This is a genomic window from Sinorhizobium sp. FG01 (assembly GCF_002531875.1).
GTDB lineage: Bacteria > Pseudomonadota > Alphaproteobacteria > Rhizobiales > Rhizobiaceae > Sinorhizobium > Sinorhizobium fredii_C.
Map to the genome: position 1 here is coordinate 147898 of NZ_NWTB01000004.1, position 16411 is coordinate 164308.

16 protein-coding genes are annotated in these 16411 nt (G+C 64.6%); 12 read left to right on the forward strand and 4 right to left on the reverse strand.

Annotated features, from left to right (window positions below; genetic code table 11):
- Window positions 1-56: 56 nt before the first annotated feature.
- From CO656_RS06185 to CO656_RS06210, 6 genes are read left to right on the forward strand one after another with little or no spacing between them, the layout of a single operon-like run.
- Window positions 57-1112, forward strand: a complete 1056-nt coding sequence (locus CO656_RS06185; RefSeq protein WP_097525174.1) for a dipeptidase — start codon at window positions 57-59, stop codon at window positions 1110-1112.
- Window positions 1113-1159: 47 nt separating this feature from the next.
- The gene (locus tag CO656_RS06190; protein WP_037414692.1) at window positions 1160-2800 is read left to right on the forward strand and encodes an ABC transporter substrate-binding protein; all 1641 of its coding nucleotides are present in this window, start codon (window positions 1160-1162) and stop codon (window positions 2798-2800) included.
- Between the two features lie 41 nt (window positions 2801-2841).
- Window positions 2842-3885, forward strand: a complete 1044-nt coding sequence (locus CO656_RS06195) for an ABC transporter permease (protein WP_097525175.1) — start codon at window positions 2842-2844, stop codon at window positions 3883-3885.
- Window positions 3882-4814 carry an ABC transporter permease gene (locus tag CO656_RS06200; RefSeq protein ID WP_097525176.1) on the forward strand — a complete coding sequence of 311 codons (933 nt, stop codon included), beginning with the start codon at window positions 3882-3884 and terminating at the stop codon, window positions 4812-4814. Before CO656_RS06195 ends, CO656_RS06200 begins: the two co-directional genes overlap by 4 nt.
- The gene (locus CO656_RS06205) at window positions 4811-5644 is read left to right on the forward strand and encodes an ABC transporter ATP-binding protein (RefSeq protein WP_097525177.1); all 834 of its coding nucleotides are present in this window, start codon (window positions 4811-4813) and stop codon (window positions 5642-5644) included. The genes CO656_RS06200 and CO656_RS06205 overlap by 4 nt, the downstream gene beginning before the upstream one ends.
- Window positions 5641-6396, forward strand: coding sequence for an ABC transporter ATP-binding protein (locus CO656_RS06210; RefSeq protein ID WP_097525178.1), 756 nt, complete (start codon window positions 5641-5643; stop codon window positions 6394-6396). The genes CO656_RS06205 and CO656_RS06210 overlap by 4 nt, the downstream gene beginning before the upstream one ends.
- A gap of 293 nt (window positions 6397-6689) precedes the next feature.
- Here the strand turns inward: CO656_RS06210 and rfbC are convergent, their stop codons facing one another.
- The gene (gene rfbC / locus CO656_RS06220) at window positions 6690-7223 is read right to left on the reverse strand and encodes a dTDP-4-dehydrorhamnose 3,5-epimerase (RefSeq protein WP_037414716.1); all 534 of its coding nucleotides are present in this window, start codon (window positions 7221-7223) and stop codon (window positions 6690-6692) included.
- A 105-nt stretch (window positions 7224-7328) separates the two neighbouring features.
- Between rfbC and CO656_RS06225 the strand changes: the two genes are divergently transcribed.
- Genes CO656_RS06225 through CO656_RS06235 form a run of 3 tightly spaced genes read left to right on the forward strand, consistent with a single transcriptional unit; the run spans window position 7329 to window position 9438 of the window.
- Window positions 7329-7817 carry a DapH/DapD/GlmU-related protein gene (locus CO656_RS06225; protein WP_037414717.1) on the forward strand — a complete coding sequence of 163 codons (489 nt, stop codon included), beginning with the start codon at window positions 7329-7331 and terminating at the stop codon, window positions 7815-7817.
- The gene (locus tag CO656_RS06230) at window positions 7817-8647 is read left to right on the forward strand and encodes an SDR family oxidoreductase (protein ID WP_097525179.1); all 831 of its coding nucleotides are present in this window, start codon (window positions 7817-7819) and stop codon (window positions 8645-8647) included. The genes CO656_RS06225 and CO656_RS06230 overlap by 1 nt, the downstream gene beginning before the upstream one ends.
- 14 nt (window positions 8648-8661) lie before the next feature.
- On the forward strand, window positions 8662-9438 hold the full coding sequence (locus CO656_RS06235; protein ID WP_097525180.1) for a cephalosporin hydroxylase family protein: 777 nt from the start codon (window positions 8662-8664) through the stop codon (window positions 9436-9438).
- A gap of 98 nt (window positions 9439-9536) precedes the next feature.
- Here CO656_RS06235 and CO656_RS06240 read toward each other — a convergent pair whose 3' ends face one another.
- From CO656_RS06240 to rfbF, 3 genes are read right to left on the reverse strand one after another with little or no spacing between them, the layout of a single operon-like run.
- Window positions 9537-10769: a class I SAM-dependent methyltransferase gene (locus CO656_RS06240; RefSeq protein ID WP_097525181.1), complete on the reverse strand. Its 1233-nt coding sequence runs from the start codon at window positions 10767-10769 to the stop codon at window positions 9537-9539.
- Window positions 10769-11839, reverse strand: a complete 1071-nt coding sequence (gene rfbG / locus CO656_RS06245; RefSeq protein ID WP_097525182.1) for a CDP-glucose 4,6-dehydratase — start codon at window positions 11837-11839, stop codon at window positions 10769-10771. Before rfbG ends, CO656_RS06240 begins: the two co-directional genes overlap by 1 nt.
- Window positions 11836-12603, reverse strand: coding sequence for a glucose-1-phosphate cytidylyltransferase (rfbF, locus tag CO656_RS06250; RefSeq protein ID WP_037414727.1), 768 nt, complete (start codon window positions 12601-12603; stop codon window positions 11836-11838). The genes rfbG and rfbF overlap by 4 nt, the downstream gene beginning before the upstream one ends.
- A 232-nt stretch (window positions 12604-12835) precedes the next feature.
- Here rfbF and CO656_RS06255 point away from each other — a divergent pair, with 232 nt between their 5' ends.
- The 3 genes from CO656_RS06255 (at window position 12836) to CO656_RS06265 (ending at window position 16381) form a co-directional block, all read left to right on the forward strand.
- On the forward strand, window positions 12836-14275 hold the full coding sequence (locus CO656_RS06255; protein WP_097525183.1) for an FAD-binding oxidoreductase: 1440 nt from the start codon (window positions 12836-12838) through the stop codon (window positions 14273-14275).
- Window positions 14276-14307: 32 nt separating this feature from the next.
- Window positions 14308-15738, forward strand: a complete 1431-nt coding sequence (locus CO656_RS06260) for an aspartate aminotransferase family protein (RefSeq protein ID WP_097525184.1) — start codon at window positions 14308-14310, stop codon at window positions 15736-15738.
- A gap of 214 nt (window positions 15739-15952) precedes the next feature.
- Window positions 15953-16381 (forward strand): EF-hand domain-containing protein, encoded by a 429-nt coding sequence (locus tag CO656_RS06265; protein ID WP_097525185.1) that lies wholly within the window; start codon window positions 15953-15955, stop codon window positions 16379-16381.
- Window positions 16382-16411 lie beyond the last annotated feature (30 nt).

A 16411-nucleotide genomic window follows, 5' to 3' on the forward strand; every position in this document is an offset into this window, starting at 1 on the left:
GCGGCGATAGCGGATGATCCATCCGATCTCCCTGAAATACCAAAGGAATAGAGGGAATGCAGGCGGTTTTCGACGGCCATAACGATGTGCTTTTGCGCCTCTGGCAGCATGCGCGCGGCGGGAGCGACCCGATAGCCGAATTCATCGAGGGAACCGACAAGGGCCATATCGACATGCCGCGCGCCAAGGCGGGCGGCCTCGCAGGCGGCCTATGCGCCATCTACATTCCATCGGGCGATCTGGTGCTCAGAACCCCGGACAAGAACGGCCACTACGTGACGCCGCTATCGGTGCCGCTCGACCGAATGCCGTCGCTCGCGACGGCGATCGAGCTGGCCGACATCGCGACGAGGCTCGACCGGGCGGGCGCCTGGCGGCTCTGCCGCTCGACCGCCGAGATCCGCGAGGCAATGGCCGATGGCATCTTTGCGGCCGTCCTGCATATGGAAGGCTGCGAGGCGATCGGGCCGGATCTCGCCGCACTCGAGACCTTCCATGCGGCCGGCTTGCGGTCGCTCGGACCGGTCTGGAGCCGCCACAATGTTTTCGGCCATGGCGTGCCCTTCGCCTATCCCTCGTCGCCCGACACGGGACCGGGTCTGACGGAAGCGGGATTTGAACTCATCCAGGCCTGCAACCGGCTCGGCATCCTGATCGATCTCGCCCATATCACCGAGAAAGGTTTCTGGGATGTGGCGGAAACCACCGATCAGCCGCTCGTCGCCAGCCATTCCAATGCCCACGCACTGACGCCTGTCGCCCGCAACCTGACCGATAGGCAGTTGGATGCCATCCGTGAGAGCCGCGGCCTGGTCGGCCTCAACTATGCGACGACCATGCTGCGCGCCGACGGGCAGGAAAATGCGGCCACGCCGCTTTCCGACATGGTGCGCCACATCGACTATATGGTCGAGCGTGTCGGCATCGACTGCGTCGCGCTCGGATCGGACTTCGACGGCGCGACGATACCCGAGGAAATCGCCGATGCCGCAGGCAATCAGAAGCTCGTTGCCGCGCTCAAGAGCGCCGGATATGGTGACCGCGAGCTCGAAAAAATATGCCGCGGCAACTGGCTTAGAGTTCTGGGACAGGCTTGGCACGAGGCTGCCTGAACCCATGAAGAAGAGCCCGGAAAGGGCTAGATAGAGGGAAGCGCAAAATGATGCATAAGCTCAATGGACGTTTTCGACTTCTGACTGCTTCCGCGGCGCTTGCGCTCGCGCTGGGTGCCGCCCTGCCGGCATTTGCCGAAACGCCGAAGGACACGCTGGTCGAGGGGTTCGCCTTCGATGACATCATCACCATGGATCCGGGCGAAGCCTTCGAGCTTTCGACCGCGGAAGTGACCAGCAACACCTACAGCCTACTCGTCCGTCTCGACCTCAACGATACGTCCAAGGTGGTCGGCGACCTTGCGGAAAGCTGGACCGTTTCCGATGACGGCCTCACCTATACGTTCAAGCTGAAGCAGGGCATGAAGTTTGCGTCGGGAAATCCGATCACCGCCGAGGATGTCGCCTATTCCTTCGAGCGAGCCGTCAAGCTCGACAAGAGCCCGGCCTTCATCCTCACCCAGTTCGGCCTCAGCGGAGACAACGTCACGGAGAAGGCCAAGGCGGCGGATGAGCATACCTTCGTCTTCACCGTCGACCAGCCCTACGCACCGAGCTTCGTCTTGAACTGCCTGACCGCGACCGTCGCCTCGGTCGTCGACAAGAAGCTGGTGCTCGAACACGTCAAGTCCGTCGAACCGACCAAGGACTACAAGTACGACAACGATTTCGGCAATGAATGGCTGAAAACCGGCTACGCGGGCTCGGGCCCCTTCAAACTGCGCGAATGGCGGGCCAACGAAGTGGTCGTGCTGGAGCGCAACGACAATTACTACGGCGAGCCGGCCAAGCTCGCCCGGGTCATCTACCGGCACATGAAGGAAAGCTCCGGCCAGCGGCTGGCGCTCGAGGCCGGCGATATCGACGTTGCCCGCAATCTGGAGCCGGGCGACTACGAGGCGGTCGGGAAGAACGCCGATCTGGCGACGACCAGCGCGCCTAAGGGCACGGTCTATTACATCAGCCTCAACGAGAAGAACGAGACGCTCGCAAAGCCCGAGGTGCAGAAGGCCTTCAAATATCTGGTCGACTACGACGCGATCGGCGCCACGCTGATCAAGGGAATCGGCGAGATCCACCAGAGCTTCCTGCCGAAAGACGTGCTCGGTGCTCTGAACGAGAACCCCTATACATTCGACGTCGCCAAGGCGAAGGAACTGCTGGCCAAAGCCGGCTATCCGGACGGCTTCACCGTCACCATGGACGTGCGCAATACCCAGCCGGTCACCGGCATTGCCGAATCCTTCCAGCAGACGCTGGGGCAGGCCGGCGTCAAGCTCGAGATCATTCCGGGTGACGGTAAGCAGACGTTGACGAAGTACCGCGCCCGCAATCACGACATGTATATCGGCCAGTGGGGCATGGATTATTTCGATCCGCATTCAAATGCCGATACGTTCACCAACAATCCGGACAATTCCGATGCGGGTACGAACAAGACGCTCGCCTGGCGCAATGCCTGGGACGTTCCGGAACTGAGCAAGAAGACCAAGGAAGCACTCCTTGAGCGCGACAGCGCCAAGCGTGCGGAGATCTACAAGGAACTGCAGAAGAGCGTTCTCGACGACAGCCCCTTCGTAATCATCTTCCAGCAGACGGAGGTCGCCGGTCTTCGGGGTAACTTGAAGGGCTTCAAGCTCGGTCCGAGCTTCGACACCAACTACGTCTGGAACGTCTCCAAGGAATAGTCGAGAGGACCATTCCCTTGAGCATGAGCGATACAGTGCGAATGAGCGGGCGCCGGCGCGCCCGTTCCCGCAAGGCCGTTGCCACGGTGCTGCAGTTTGTCGTCGTCGTGGCGACCACCTATCTCGGTCTTCTTGCCGTCACCTTCTTCATCGGCCGCGTCATCCCGATCGACCCGGCGCTGGCTGTTCTCGGCGACCGGGCGCCGCAGCACCTGGTCGAACGGACCCGCGAGGCGATGGGCCTCAACCTGCCCCTCTACCAGCAGTTCCTTCTTTACTGCCGGCAGGCGCTCTCGGGCGATTTCGGCGTGTCGGTGCTGACAACCAATCCGGTGATGACCGACATCCGCCGCGTCTTCCCGGCGACGATCGAGCTTGCGACGCTTGGAACGCTGATCGGCGCCGCGATCGGCGTTCCTCTTGGTGTCCTTGCCGCCGTCAAACGCGGCAGCATTGCCGACCAGATCGTCCGCGTCATCGGGCTTGTTGGCTATTCCGTGCCAATCTTCTGGCTGGCGCTGCTCGCACTCCTGGTCTTCTACGCGCGGCTGAAATGGGTCGCCTATCCCGGCCGTATCGACGTGGTCTACGAATATACGTTCTCGCCGATCACCGGCCTCTATCTCGTCGATGCGCTCTGGCAGCGGCAATGGGATGTGCTGCGCGACGTCTTCCGGCACATCATCCTGCCGGCCTCGCTGCTCGGCTATTTTTCGCTCGCGTATATCAGCCGGATGACCCGCAGCTTCATGCTGAACGAGCTGCAGCAGGAGTATATTGTCGCGGCTCGGGCCAAGGGGCTTTCCGAGGCACGGATCATCTGGGGCCATGCGCTGCGCAATGCCGCCGTGCCCCTCGTCACGGTGATCGCGCTTTCCTATGCCAGCCTGCTCGAGGGGTCGGTGCTGACCGAGACCGTCTTCGCCTGGCCGGGGCTCGGCCTCTACATCACCAATTCGCTGCAGAATGCCGACATGAACGCCGTTCTCGGCGGCACGATCATCATCGGTTCGGTCTTCATCGGCATCAATCTCCTGTCCGATCTGCTTTACCGGACGCTTGACCCGAGGACGCGCGCCCGATGAGCCTTGCCACGCAAACTCGCCCGTTGACGCGCCGCGAATGGCTGCTTTCCGACCGGCCGCAGTCGCGGCTGCAGGCGCGCCTCGGCCGCGCCTACATGACCTGGCGCCGCTTCTCGGCGAACCGCCTCGCGGTGGTCGGCCTGCTCATTCTCCTGGGCCTCTGCATCGTCGCCGCATTCGCCGATCTCCTCGCGCCGCATTCCCCGGTCATCGGCAATCTCGCCGGCGCGCGGCTGCTGCCGCCGGGCAGCGAGGGTTATCTGCTTGGCACCGACGACCAGGGCCGGGACATCCTGTCGCGGCTGATCTACGGTTCGCGGCTGACGCTCGCCGTCGTGGTGCTCGTCGCGATCATCGCCGCACCGGTCGGCCTGGTCGTCGGCGCCGCCGCTGGCTATGCCGGCGGCTGGATCGATGCGATCCTGATGCGCATCACCGACATTTTCCTCGCCTTTCCGAAGCTCGTACTGGCGCTCGCATTCGTCGCGGCGCTTGGCCCCGGCATCGAAAACGCCGTGATCGCCATCGCGATCACCTCCTGGCCGCCCTATGCGCGCATTGCCCGCGCCGAGACGCTGACCGTGCGCAATTCCGACTACATCGCCGCCGTCCGATTGATGGGCGCCTCGCCGACGCGCATCGTCTTGCGGCACGTGATGCCGATGTGCATGTCGTCGCTGATCGTCCGCGTGACGCTCGACATGGCCGGCATCATCCTGACGGCGGCGGGCCTCGGCTTCCTCGGCCTCGGCGCACAGCCGCCGCTTCCCGAATGGGGCGCGATGATCGCCTCCGGCCGCCGCTTCATCCTCGACCAGTGGTGGGTCGCCACCATGCCCGGCATCGCCATCCTCATCGTCAGCCTCGGCTTCAACCTGCTCGGCGACGGCCTGCGCGACGCGCTTGATCCGCGGGAGAGCGGGCAATGAGCGCCTTGCTGACTGTCGAAGACCTTCGCGTCCGGTTCCCGACCCGCACCGGTGTCGTCGAGGCGGTGCGCGGGGTCTCCTTCACGCTCGCACGCGAGCGCCTCGGCATCGTCGGCGAAAGCGGCTCCGGCAAATCGCAGACGGGCAGGGCGATCATGGGCCTTACGCCGCCGCATGCGGAAGTCACGGCGAAGCGGCTCGCCTTCGACGGTATCGACCTCCTCTCGGCGCCGCCGAAGCTTCGGCGCGATCTTCGCGGCAAGCGCATCGCCATGATCCTGCAGGATCCGAAATACTCGCTGAACCCGGTGATGAGCATCGGCCGGCAGATCGTCGAGACACTGCAACGCCACGAGAAGGTCGGCCGTGCGGAGGCGCGCAAGCGGGCACTCGACATGCTGGCGGCGGTGCAGATCCGCGATCCCGCCCGCGTCTTCGACCTTTATCCGCACGAGGTCTCTGGCGGCATGGGCCAGCGGGCGATGATCGCCATGATGCTCGTCGCCGGCCCGGAATTGCTGATTGCCGACGAGCCGACCTCGGCGCTCGACGTCACCGTGCAGCTTGAAGTGCTGTCGATTCTCGACCGGCTTGTGGCCGAGCGCGGCATGGGGCTGATCTTCGTCTCGCACGATTTGAGGCTGGTTTCGTCCTTCTGCGACCGGGTGCTCGTCATGTATGCCGGCAGGATCGTCGAGGAGATCGCCGCGTCCGACCTAGGCAACGCCAAGCATCCCTATACTCAGGGCCTTTTGAACTGCATGCCGGCGATCGGTACCGACCGCCATCCCTTGCCGGTTCTCGACCGCAAGCCGGAGTGGGCGCTATGACCGCGGCCGTCTCCGTCAAAGAGCTCAGCGTCGTCTATGACGACTTCCGCGCGCTCGACGCCGCGAGCGTCGAAGTCGAGGCCGGCGAATCCTTCGGGCTCGTCGGCGAGTCCGGTTCGGGAAAGTCGACGCTGCTGAGGGCAATCGCCGGGCTCGCGCCGGTCAGCGCAGGCACGATCCGCGTCGAGGGGCGCGAGCTTCGCGGCGCGCGCCGCGACAAGGCGTTCTACCGCGCCGTCCAGATGGTCTTTCAGGACCCCTACGGTTCGCTGCATCCGCGCCAGACCATCGACCGGCAGCTGGTGGAGCCGTTGGCGATCCACGGCATCGGTGACGGCGAACGCCGCATCCTGAAGGCGCTCGACGAAGTGGGCCTCGGCTCCGGCTTCCGCTTCCGCTACCCGCATCAGCTCTCCGGCGGCCAGCGCCAGCGCGTCGCCATCGCCCGGGCGCTGATCCTCGAGCCCTCGATCCTGCTGCTCGACGAGCCGACGTCGGCGCTCGATGCGTCGGTCCAGGCCGAGGTGCTGAACCTGCTCGAACAGGTGCGCCGCGACCGCAAGCTGACCTTCATCATGGTCAGCCACGACCTCGGCGTCGTCACCCATATGTGCGAGCGGCTGGCGGTGATGCAGGGCGGCCGTGTGGTCGAGCGGCTGACGTCAGCGGACCTCGTCGCCGGCCGCATTGCCGAGGACTATACGCGCAACCTGATGGTGGCGAGCAAGGGGTTTCGACGGAAGACGACGTAAACTTCCGGTTGGCGATCCTCAGATACAGTAAAGCGGCGTCTCTGAGCTGCCGAGGCTAGAACCCCCCTCTGCCCTGCCGGGCATCTCCCCCACAAGGGTGGAGATCGGCAAGGGTCGACGCTTTCGCCGGTCGGCAACGCCGCAGATTGGGCTACGGGCTTATCGTGCCGCCTCTACTTCGCGATTAATGCTGTCGGAAAGTTGAAGCAGGGGCTTGGCGTCTTGCCAATCTCCACCCTTGTGGGGGAGATGCCCGGCAGGGCAGAGGGGGTTATCCACACCCGCTTTCCCGCTCAGAGCAAACCAAAACCCCGATCGCGCTCCGACATTTGCGTCACCTCGAGCGGCCAGGCGATGGCGAGGCGTGGATCGAGCGGATTGAGGCCGCCTTCGGCCTCCGGCGCATAGAATTTGTCGTGCAGGTAGAGAAGCTCGCAGTCTTCGGTCAGCGTCTGGAAGCCATGCGCGAAGCCGCCGGGGATCATCATCGAGCGGGCGTTTTCGGCACTCAGGATTTCGCCGTGCCATTGGAGATAGGTCGGTGAATCCGGCCTGATGTCGACGGCCACATCGAAGACGGCGCCGGAAAGACAGGAGACGAATTTTGTCTCGTCGTGCGGCGCCCGCTGGAAATGCATGCCGCGGATCGCCCCCTTGATGCGCGTCAAAGTGTGGTTGATCTGGGCGACGCAGCCGTCTGCGCCGAAATCGCGCAGCTCGTCACGGCAGAAGAAGCGCGAGAAGAAACCACGTTCGTCACCGGCCTTCTTTCGCTCGATCACGATCAGGTCCGGCAGAGGGGTCTGGATACGGTTGAAGCGCGACATAAGGGTCCTCGCGAGGTGGTGCTATTTCGAACCGCTTCTTGCACGATCAAGCGTTGACGCGGCAAGCGGTAACTGGAAAAGAGGGCGAACGACATTGGAGCCACCATGATCGACGTGCATCCGACGGCGAGGATCAGCCCGCTCAGCGACATCGAAGATTCCGTTCGCGGGACGCGGATCGTCGTCGGCGAGGCGTCGGTCATCGACAGCTTCGTCAAGATCAAGCCGGCAGGCGGCTCGGGCGACCTCACGATCGGCCGCTTCTGCTACGTCAATAGCGGCTGCGTCTTCTATACCGGCAACGGCATTCGGATCGCCGACAACGTGCTGATCGCCGCCAATTGCACCTTCGCCCCGGTCAATCACGGCTTCAAGGACAGGGATCGCCTGATCCGCGAACAGGGGTTCCAGCCGAGCCGCGGCGGCATTGTCGTCGAGGAGGATGTCTGGATCGGCGCGAATTCGGTGATCCTCGACGGCGCCATTCTCAGGAAAGGCTGCGTCATTGCCGCCGGCTCGATCGTCCGCCGCGAGGTCGACGCTTACACGATCTGCGGCGGCAATCCGCTGCGCCGGCTCGGCGAGAGGTCATGATGTTCACGGTTCTCGGCGGTTCCGGCTTCATCGGGCGCAACCTGGTCCGCCGGTTGCGCGCGCTCGGACATGTCGTCGATGTCCCCGCCCGGGCCGACCTGCCGCTCGCCGGCAGGGATCTCGGCCATGTCATCTATGCCATCGGCCTGACCGCCGACTTTCGTACCCGGCCGTTCGACACGATCGAGGCGCATGTGTCGCTCGCGGCCGACGTCTTGCGCCACAACGCGTTTTCCTCCTTTCTCTATCTTTCCTCGACGCGGGTTTACGCGAACGGCCAGGATACGCGCGAGACTGCCCATCTGTCGGCGTCGCCGCTCAATCCCTCGGACCTCTACAATCTGTCGAAACTGACGGGGGAGGCGATCTGCCTTGCCTCCGGACGCGAGAATGTGCGGGTGGCTCGGCTGTCGAACGTCGTCGGCCCCGAGGAGGCACAGGCGGATACGTTCCTGGGGGCGCTCTGCCGAGAGGCGAAGGCGGGCCATATCCAGCTCCAGACGGCGCTCGATTCCGCAAAGGACTATATCTGGATTGACGATGCCGTCGATCTGTTGCTCCGCATCGCTGAGCAGGGGCGTCACACGGTCTACAACGCGGCAAGCGGCGGGCAGACCAGCCACGCGGACTGGTGCGCGGCAATTCAATCCCGCACGGGATGCACCGTTGCTGTAAACGACGAGGCGCCGACCGTTTCTCTTGCGCCGATCTCCAATGAACGGGTGAAAGAGGAATTCGCTTTTGCCGCCACACCTGTGCTAGAGCGCATCTCTGAAATCCTGGGCATGAGCGGATCGGGGCCCGATACCGATCCGCGGCCTTCCACATGAAGACAGGACCTGACATGGACCCTATCGAACAATTCCGCTCCGAACGGGTGGCGACGATCGAAAGCTATCGCCGCGACGGCGATTTCCAGGCGCTCTCCGATCAGTGGCGCGAAGCCACCATGGCCAAGCGCTATGTCTATAATTTCGACTGGCTCGGCCGTCCTATCATCCAGTATCCGCAGGATATCGTGGCGATGCAGGAACTGATCTGGGCGACGCGTCCCGATCTGGTCATCGAAACCGGCATCGCCCATGGCGGCTCGCTAATCCTCAGCGCCTCGCTGCTTGCCATGCTCGACATGTGCGATGCCATCGAAGCGGGCGTTTCGTTGGATCCCAGCCAATCCAAGCGCAAGGTGATCGGCATCGACATCGACATACGCGCCCACAATCGCGAGGCGATCGAAAGCCACCCGATGGCGAGCCGCATTCAGATGTTCCAGGGTTCGGCCATCGACCCCGAGATCGTCGCACAGGTGCGCGAGGCCTCGGCTGGCTACAAGCGCGTCATGGTCTGCCTCGATTCCATGCATACCCACGCGCATGTGCTTGCTGAGCTCGAGGCCTATGCGCCCTTGGTGACGCCCGGCTGCTACTGCGTCGTGTTCGACACTTTGGTCGAGGACCTGCCGGCCGGCTTCTTCAGCGACCGTCCCTGGGACGTTGGCGACAACCCGAAGACTGCGGTGCATGAGTATCTGCAAACCCATCCGGAGTTCGAGATCGACAGGTCCGTTCAGAACAAGCTGATGGTCACGGTTGCCCCGGACGGGTTCCTGAAGCGGCTATAACCGTGCAGCGACGGGATCACCACAGCAATTGAAGAGGGGGCCGTTCGCGACAGCGACGGCCCCTTTTGCTTTCGGCCCCGCTGCGCCGAGCCGCCGGGTCAAATCACCCGCACTTCCGGGATGGCGACGACGAAGCGGCCGCCCCAGCTGCGAATATAGGCATGCGCATCGACGATCTCGTCGGTCAGGTTCCAGGGCAGGATGACCACGTAGTCGGGCTTCGCCGCCTCGAGCCTGGCCGGTTCGTAGATCGGAATATGGCTGCCCGGCGAGAGCTTGCCCTGTTTCAGGTCGTTGCGGTCGACGATGAAGTCGATATCGGCCGCGGTCACGCCGCAAACATTGAGGAAGGTATTGCCCTTGGCGGCCGCGCCATAGGCTGCCACCCGCTTGCCCTCGCTCTTCGCCTTTTCCAGAAACGTCCGAAAGCCCTCGCAGACGGCGGCGATCCGTTTGCCGAAGGCGATGTAGGCCTCCATATCCGCAAGGCCGGCCTTCGCCTCGTCCGCCCGCACCTTCGCAAGCCCGTCGGTCGCGGCCCGTGTGCCGGTTGCCGGCTGGGCAAAGATGCGCAGCGAGCCTCCGTGGGTCGGCAATTCCTCGACGTCGAAGACCTTCAGGCCGCTGGCCTCGAATATGCGTTCGACGGCCACGAGCGAGAGATAGGAATAGTGCTCGTGATAGATCGTGTCGAACTGGATGCCCTCGATCAGGCGCAAGAGATGCGGGAACTCGAAGGTCGCGACGCCGTCCGGCTTCAGGAGGATCGCGAAGCCGCCGACGAAATCGGCGATATCCGGCACATGGGCGAGGACATTGTTGGCGGCCGTCAGGTCGGCGCGGATGCCGCGGCCGACGAGCTCGTTGGCGGTGTCGCGGCCGAAAAAGGCGACATGGGTCGGCACGTTGCGGCCTTCGGCGATCTTGGCGGCATTGCCGGCCGGCTCGACGCCGAGCACGGGTATCCCTTTGGCGGCGAAATATTGCAGCAGGTAGCCGTCATTCGAGGCAACCTCGACGACCTGCGACGTGCCTTCAAGGCCGAAGCGTTCGGTCATCTTTTCGGCATAGCGCCGCGCGTGGTCCAGCCAACTCGTCGAGAAGGACGAAAGATAGTGATAATCGGCGTTGAAGATCTCGTCCGCCGGCACCGTTTCGGTGGTCTGGACGAGCAGACATTCCGAACAGACCATCACCTTCAAGGGGAAGGCTTTTTCCCGCGCGATCGCTTCCTTGCTCGGCTCCAGAAACGAGTTCGACCAGGGTGTGACGCCGAGGTCGGCGACAACGGTTTCAAGCGGGCTCGAGCAGAAGCGGCAGGAGTGAGACATCAGCGGCCTTTCGTGAATGCGTCGATCTGATCAAGCGTCAGCGGCAGTGCGGCTTTGCCTTGGCGCCAGCCGTCGTACCAGCGGGCGGTCCATTCGATCGCCTGCCGCTGGGTAAACCGGGCGCGCCAGCCGAGGCTTTCGCCGGCAAGCGCCGGGTCGAGGCCGAGCGTCTGCATCTCGCGGGGTTGCTTTTGCGACGAGACGTCGTCCCATTCGGGTTCAAGCCCCATGGCCGCCTGGATGGCGTTCGCCACATCGCGCACGGGGATCTGCGGTTCGGCGGGCGAGGGGCCGAAGTTCAGGGCATCGACCGCGCTCGCGCCATTATAGATCGCTTCGGCGAAGAGGAAGTAACCGTTCAGGCAATCGAGTACGTGCTGCCAGGGGCGCGTCGCGAGCGGGCTGCGGATATTGAGCCTGGTGCCGGAAAGGGCGGCGCGGACGATATCCGGCACCAGCCGATCGGCCGAAAAATCGCCGCCGCCGATCACGTTGCCGCCCCGCGCCGTGGCGATGCGGATGCCGCGCTCTTGGAGAAAGGCGCTGCGCCAGGTCGCGACCGCCACCTCGCAGGCTGCCTTGGAGCCGGAATAGGGGTCGTGTCCGCCGAGCGTATCGCTCTCCCGGAAGTGCCTGCCGCTCTCGTCGTTGCGATAGACCTTGTCGGTGGTCACAACGAGGATCGCCTTCACCGAGGGAACGTCACGCGCCGCCTCAAGCAGCCGGATCGTGCCCATGACATTGACGGCGAAGGTCTCGGCGGGCGTCGCATAGCTCTCGCGCACCAGCGGCTGGGCCGCCATGTGCAGGATGATCTCCGGCTCGCTCTTGCGCAGGACGGCGGCAAGCGCCTCGCCGTCGCGGACGTCGCCGAACTGCCCGTCCGGCAGCCCGTCCGCATGGAGAAGCGCATGCAGCGACGGGTCGGAAGCGGGCGGCAGGGCGTAGCCGGTGACTTCGGCGCCCATCTTCTTGAGCCACAGGCCGGCCCAGCTGCCTTTAAACCCGGTATGACCGGTCAGCAGGACGCGCTTTCCCTTCCAGAAATCCGGATCGGGCAGGCGGCTCATGACCAGAGCTTCCAGGGGGCGCGGTTCTGCTGCCAGAGCTCCTCGAGCTGGTTCTTGTCGCGCAGCGTATCCATCGGACGCCAGAAGCCGTCATGCGGGAAGGCCATCAGCTGGCCGTCGCGCGCCAGCGCCTCGAGTGGCGCGCTCTCGAACGCCACGTGATCGCCATCGATGCGGTCGAGCACGGCGCGGTTGAGCACGAAGAAGCCGCCATTGATCCGGCCGTTGTCGCCCGCCGGCTTCTCGATGAAGCTCTGCACCTTGCCGGAGTCGATCGCCAGCGCGCCGTAGCGTCCCGGCGGCACGACGCTGGTGACGGTCGCCTCGCGGCCATGCCGAAGGTGGAAATCGGTGAGCGCCCGGATGTCGATGTCGGCGACCCCGTCACCATAGGTGAGGCAGAACGTGTCGCCGAGATATTCGCCGACGCGCTTCAGGCGCCCGCCGGTCATGGATTCCGCCCCGGTATCGACGAGCGTCACCCGCCAGGGCTCGGCCTTGCTCGAATGGTAGATCGTCTCGCCCGTGGCCATGTCGAAGGTGACGTCGGACAAGTGCAGGATGTAATTGGAGAAATACTCCTTGATCATGTAGCCGCGGTAGCCGAGGCAGATCACGAAATCGGTAAAGCCGTAATGGCTATAGATCTTCATGATGTGCCAGAGGATCGGCCGACCGCCGATCTCGATCATCGGCTTGGGCCTCAGGTGACTTTCTTCGGAGATGCGGGTGCCGTATCCGCCGGCGAGAATGACGACCTTCATGCCCTAACCTGCCTCTACCCAATCTGCCGCCCTTATGGCCGGCGTTCCGGCGGTTCATTGGAGCATTTTCAGCCTGATTGCAACAATTGCGGTGCCGGAACCGGGTTGGTCGGCTCTGCCGGCTAACTCGAAATGAGTATGCCGCCCGGCGGGCGGCGTCGCTTGCCGGGTGCCCGGCAAAGGCGCAGAATGCCGCGCGCTGGGGCATGGTTCACCGAGGGAGGATCGAATCATGAATGATATGAGCCTCACCAATCTGCAGGCAGGAAAGACAAGCATCAGCGCCGCGGCCGTCGAGGTCCTTGCGGGGCGGCTGCGCGGCCGCGTGCTGGACGGGCGCAACCCGGCCTATGACGAGGCGCGCACCGTCTGGAACGCGATGATCGACCGCAGGCCCGGCCTGATCGTGCAGGCGGCCGGCGCCTCCGACGTCATCAATGCGGTTCGCTTTGCGGCGGAGAACCAGCTGCTCCTCTCCGTGCGCGGCGGCGGTCACAATATCGCCGGCAATGCGGTTTGCGACGGCGGACTGATGATCGACCTCTCGCCGATGAAATCGGTGCGCGTCGACCAGACGACGAAGCGCGCCTGGGTCGAGCCAGGCGCGACGCTTGCCGACGTCGACAAGGAAACCCAGGCCTTCCGCCTGGTGCTGCCGACCGGCATCAACTCGACCACCGGCATCGCCGGCCTGACGCTCGGGGGAGGCTTCGGCTGGACCACGCGCAAATTCGGATTGACGATCGACAATCTCGTTTCGGTCGATGTGGTGACCGCCAATGGCGAGCTGCTGCGCGCCAGCCAGACGGAACACCGCGAACTCTTCTGGGCATTGCGGGGAGGTGGCGGCAATTTCGGCGTCGTCACGGCCTTCGAATTCGCGCTCAACGAACTCGGCCCGGACGTTGTCGCGGGGCTGGTCGTGCATCCCTTCGCCGATGCCGAAAACGTCCTCAGGCAGTATCGGCAGGCCCTGGAAAACGCTCCGGACGAGCTCACCTGCTGGGTGGTGATGCGGCAGGCGCCGCCGCTGCCCTTCCTGCCCGAGGAATGGCATGGGAAGGAGATCCTCGCGCTGGCGATGTGCTATTGCGGCGATCCCGAAGCAGGCGAGAAGCCAACCGCGGAGTTGCGTTCCATCGGCGAGCCGATCGCCGATGTCGTCGGTCCCGTTCCCTTCGTCGCCTGGCAGCAGGCCTTCGATCCGCTGCTTTCGCCCGGCGCCCGCAACTACTGGAAGAGCCATGACTTCATGGAGCTTTCCGACCAGACGATCGGCATCCTCACCGATGCGATCCGCCAATTGCCGGGGCCGGAATGCGAGATCTTCATCGCCCATATCGGCGGCGCCGCCGGCCGGGTTGCGGTGGAGGAGACCGCCTTTCCGCAGCGCAATTCACATTTCATCATGAACGTCCATGCCCGCTGGCGCGAACCCTCAATGGATCAGGCCTGCATCGCGTGGGCACGCCGGCTCTTCGAGGCGGCCAAGCCCCATGCAGCCGGCACGGCCTATATCAACTTCATGCCGGAGGACGAGGGCGACCGCGTCGAGGCGGCCTATGGCGGCAACTACCGTCGCCTCGTCGAGGTCAAGCGCCGCTACGATCCCCAAAACCTGTTCCGGATGAACCAGAACGTGCGGCCGAGCGAACTGGCCGGAGCGGCATGACCAAGGGTTACGCAAGCTGAAGGAGAGGCCGCATGGATGACCGATCGGTCCGTGACCTTTTTCGCCGCGCGGCCGATCACGCCGCGCGGTTTCGCGAGACGATCTCCGATCGCCGGCAAGGCCCTGAGGTCACCTATCTCGGATCGCTTGATGCGTTCCGCGAAGCGGTTCCGGAGGAGGGGACAGCCGGCGCCGAGGTGATTGATACGCTTGCCGCCAAGGCGGAGCCCGGGCTTCACGTCATGACCGGCCCGCGCTTCTTCGGCTGGGTCATCGGCGGCTCGCATCCGGTCGGGGTCGCGGCCGACTGGTTGACCAGCGCCTGGGGCCAGAATGCCGGTAACCACCATGCCGCTCCAGCGGCCGCGGCAGCGGAAGCGGTCGCCGCGGGCTGGCTGCTCGACCTCCTCGCCCTGCCGCGGACATGTTCCGTCGGCTTCGTCACCGGGGCGACGGTGGCGAATTTCGTCTGCCTTGCCGCGGCGCGCGGCGAAGTCTTGCGGCGCGTCGGCTGGGACGCCGAGGCGCAGGGTCTCTTCGGCGCGCCGCCGATCACCGTGCTGATCGGCGACGACGCCCATGCGACGGTTTTCTCCGCACTCCAGTTTCTGGGCCTCGGAAACGACCGCGTCATTCGCCTGAAGACCGACGAATTCGGCCGGATCAGCGTATCGGATTTCGAGGACCAGTCGGCCAAGGTCACCGGCCCCGCAATCGTCATCCTGCAGGCCGGGCAGATCAACACCGGCGCCTTTGACGATTCCGCCGCTCTCATCCCCGTCGCCAGGCGAATCGGCGCCTGGGTCCATGTCGACGGCGCCTTCGGGCTCTGGGCCCGCGCCTGTCCGCCGAAGCGCGCGCTCGCTGACGGAGCCGATGAAGCCGACTCCTGGGCGACGGACGGCCATAAATGGCTGCAGACGCCCTATGATTGCGGCTACGCCATCATCCGCGACGAGGAGGCGCATCGCCGGGCGATGACGATCGCGGCGAGCTATCTGCCGCCGAGCCACGAAGGCGAACGCGACCCGAGCCATTTCGTGCCGGAATTGTCGCGCCGCGCCCGCGGCTTTGCTACCTGGGCGATGATCAGGCATCTCGGCCGAAGAGGCATCGCCGCCATGGTCGAGCGCCATTGCCGGGTCGCCCGCGCCATGGCCGAGCGGCTGAGCGGCGAAGAGGGCATCACCGTCCTGAATGAGATCGTGCTCAACCAGTTCATGCTCCGCTTCGGTGCGGGACGACCGGATGAGGAGGCCGACCGGCTGACGCAACAGACAATTGAAAGGCTGCAGGCCGACGGCGTCTGCTTTGCCGGCGGCGCCAGCTGGCGCGGACGAAAGGTGATGCGTGTCTCGGTCATCACATGGCTGACCTACGACAGCGCTGGAGACACGGCCGCGGACGCGATCATCGCCGCCTGGCGGGCTGTCAGAACGACCGGCGAACGCGCCGGCTCGTGACCGCGGCATCTAGGCATCCACATTCCCGCGCCAGCGGAAGGATCCAGCGGCGTCGAACGGATCGCGACCATAGCGGGGAACCTCTCTGCCGCGGCTGTGGTTATCAGCTTTTGGAACGGGCGCAGGACGACCGCGACGGCTTGGCCGTGCCAAGGCCGGCCAGGCCGCTTCACCCGGCCAGTTTGACTTTGATCGAACGGGAGGAGGAATTCCCATGTCACCGATGAGACCGCCAATCGCGGCCGCCCTTGCCGCGCTGATGATCGTCAGCCCTTTGAGCTTCGCCGCCGCGCAGACGCCCGCACCCCCTCCGCCGGCAGCGCAAGCGCCCGATCAGGAACCGCCCGACCAGGATCAGGACACCCAGGCGGATCGGCCGGACATGCAGCGCGACGACGGCTGGCGCGACGGCAGGCGCGGCGAGCGCATGCGCGACCGGATGCGGCACGGCAACCGGATGCGGGCCGGAATGATGCACCGGCAGATGATGAAAATCATGTTCGCCATCACCGATGCGGACAATGACGGCGCGCTCTCCTTCGAGGAGATCAGCACCATCCACAAACGGATCTTCGACAAGGTGGACGTCAACCGCGACGGCAAGGCGACGCCTGAGGAAATCCAGACCTACTTCCACAACTAGCGACCGTCCGCTACGTTCCTTGCTGCAGGG

Coding starts and splice junctions, on each gene's coding strand:
- CO656_RS06200 (WP_097525176.1), top strand. CDS start 3,882: ATGAGCCTTGCCACGCAAACTCGCCCGTTGACGCGCCGCGAATGGCTG.
- CO656_RS06190 (WP_037414692.1), top strand. CDS start 1,160: ATGATGCATAAGCTCAATGGACGTTTTCGACTTCTGACTGCTTCCGCG.
- CO656_RS06230 (WP_097525179.1), top strand. CDS start 7,817: ATGTTCACGGTTCTCGGCGGTTCCGGCTTCATCGGGCGCAACCTGGTC.
- CO656_RS06240 (WP_097525181.1), bottom strand. CDS start 10,769: ATGTCTCACTCCTGCCGCTTCTGCTCGAGCCCGCTTGAAACCGTTGTC.
- rfbC (WP_037414716.1), bottom strand. CDS start 7,223: ATGTCGCGCTTCAACCGTATCCAGACCCCTCTGCCGGACCTGATCGTG.
- CO656_RS06255 (WP_097525183.1), top strand. CDS start 12,836: ATGAATGATATGAGCCTCACCAATCTGCAGGCAGGAAAGACAAGCATC.
- CO656_RS06195 (WP_097525175.1), top strand. CDS start 2,842: ATGAGCGGGCGCCGGCGCGCCCGTTCCCGCAAGGCCGTTGCCACGGTG.
- CO656_RS06260 (WP_097525184.1), top strand. CDS start 14,308: ATGGATGACCGATCGGTCCGTGACCTTTTTCGCCGCGCGGCCGATCAC.
- CO656_RS06185 (WP_097525174.1), top strand. CDS start 57: ATGCAGGCGGTTTTCGACGGCCATAACGATGTGCTTTTGCGCCTCTGG.
- rfbG (WP_097525182.1), bottom strand. CDS start 11,839: ATGAGCCGCCTGCCCGATCCGGATTTCTGGAAGGGAAAGCGCGTCCTG.
- rfbF (WP_037414727.1), bottom strand. CDS start 12,603: ATGAAGGTCGTCATTCTCGCCGGCGGATACGGCACCCGCATCTCCGAA.
- CO656_RS06210 (WP_097525178.1), top strand. CDS start 5,641: ATGACCGCGGCCGTCTCCGTCAAAGAGCTCAGCGTCGTCTATGACGAC.
- CO656_RS06205 (WP_097525177.1), top strand. CDS start 4,811: ATGAGCGCCTTGCTGACTGTCGAAGACCTTCGCGTCCGGTTCCCGACC.
- CO656_RS06265 (WP_097525185.1), top strand. CDS start 15,953: ATGTCACCGATGAGACCGCCAATCGCGGCCGCCCTTGCCGCGCTGATG.
- CO656_RS06225 (WP_037414717.1), top strand. CDS start 7,329: ATGATCGACGTGCATCCGACGGCGAGGATCAGCCCGCTCAGCGACATC.
- CO656_RS06235 (WP_097525180.1), top strand. CDS start 8,662: ATGGACCCTATCGAACAATTCCGCTCCGAACGGGTGGCGACGATCGAA.